This window comes from Sphaerisporangium sp. NPDC005288, assembly GCF_040607475.1.
Taxonomy (GTDB): Bacteria; Actinomycetota; Actinomycetes; order Streptosporangiales; family Streptosporangiaceae; genus Sphaerisporangium; species Sphaerisporangium rhizosphaerae.
Map to the genome: position 1 here is coordinate 1 of NZ_JBEXGT010000110.1, position 1861 is coordinate 1861.

Genomic DNA, 1861 nt, shown 5'->3' on the forward strand with positions numbered 1-1861 from the left:
AGTCCGCCCAGACGCTGCTGGAGAACCTCTACTTCAACCCCAAGCGCTACGACCTGGCCAAGGTCGGCCGCTACAAGATCAACAAGAAGCTCGGCGTCGACGCCGACATCAACCAGGGGACGCTCACCGAAGAGGACATCGTCGCCACCATCGAGTACATCGTCCGGCTGCACGCCGGCGAGGTCGAGATGCCCGGGGCGAACGGTCAGATCGTCGTCGAGACCGACGACATCGACCACTTCGGCAACCGCCGCCTGCGCACCGTCGGCGAGCTGATCCAGAACCAGGTCCGCCTGGGCCTGGCCCGCATGGAGCGCGTCGTCCGCGAGCGCATGACCACGCAGGACGTCGAGGCGATCACGCCGCAGACCCTGATCAACATCCGCCCGGTCGTGGCGTCGATCAAGGAGTTCTTCGGCACCTCCCAGCTGTCGCAGTTCATGGACCAGACCAACCCGCTGGCCGGCCTGACGCACAAGCGGCGTCTGTCCGCGCTCGGCCCCGGTGGTCTGTCTCGTGAGCGGGCCGGCTTCGAGGTCCGCGACGTGCACCCCTCGCACTACGGCCGCATGTGCCCGATCGAGACCCCTGAAGGCCCGAACATCGGCCTCATCGGCTCGCTCTCGTCCTTCGGCCGGGTCAACACCTTCGGCTTCGTCGAGACGCCCTACCGCAAGGTCGTGGACGGCCGGGTCACCGAGGAGATCGACTACCTGACCGCCGACGAGGAGGACAGGCACGTCATCGCCCAGGCCAACACCCCGCTGAAGGCCGACGGCGCCTTCGCCGAGGACCGCGTCCTGGTCCGCAGGAAGGGCGGCGAGGTCGAGTTCATCCGGCCCAACGAGGTCGACTACATGGACGTCTCGGCCCGCCAGATGGTGTCGGTCGCGACCGCCATGATCCCCTTCCTGGAGCACGACGACGCCAACCGCGCGCTCATGGGCTCCAACATGCAGCGCCAGTCGGTCCCGCTCCTCAAGAGCGAGGCCCCGCTGGTCGGCACCGGCATGGAGTACCGCGCCGCGACCGACGCCGGCGACGTCATCACCGCCGAGAAGGCGGGCGTCGTCGAGGAGGTCTCGGCCGACTACGTCACCGTCATGAACGACGACGGCACCCGCACGACCTACCGCGTGGCGAAGTTCAAGCGCTCCAACCAGGGCACCTGCTTCAACCAGAAGCCCATCGTCCGCGAGGGCGACCGGGTGGAGGTCAACCAGGTCGTCGCCGACGGTCCGTGCACCGACAACGGTGAGATGGCGCTCGGCAAGAACCTCCTGGTGGCGTTCATGCCGTGGGAGGGCCACAACTACGAAGACGCGATCATCCTGTCCCAGCGACTGGTGCAGGACGACGTGCTGTCCTCGATCCACATCGAGGAGCACGAGGTCGACGCCCGCGACACCAAGCTGGGCCCTGAGGAGATCACCCGGGACATCCCGAACGTCTCCGAGGAGGTCCTGGCCGACCTCGACGAGCGCGGCATCATCCGCATCGGCGCCGAGGTCGTTCCCGGTGACATCCTGGTCGGCAAGGTCACGCCCAAGGGCGAGACCGAGCTGACGCCGGAGGAGCGGCTGCTGCGCGCGATCTTCGGTGAGAAGGCCCGCGAGGTCCGCGACACCTCCCTGAAGGTCCCGCACGGCGAGATGGGCAAGGTCATCGGCGTCCGCGTGTTCAGCCGCGAGGAGGGCGACGAGCTTCCCCCCGGTGTGAACGAGCTGGTCCGGGTGTACGTCGCCCAGAAGCGCAAGATCACCGACGGCGACAAGCTGGCGGGCCGGCACGGCAACAAGGGCGTCATCTCCAAGATCCTCCCCGTGGAGGACATGCCGTTCCTGGAGGACGGCACCCCGGT

General features: G+C 67.7%; 1 protein-coding gene. It reads left to right on the top strand.

Annotation, left to right across the window (positions count from 1 at the left end; genetic code table 11):
- The coding region (rpoB, locus tag ABZU32_RS40875) for a DNA-directed RNA polymerase subunit beta (RefSeq protein ID WP_354932158.1) at window positions 1-1861 on the top strand (1861 nt) is incomplete at both ends.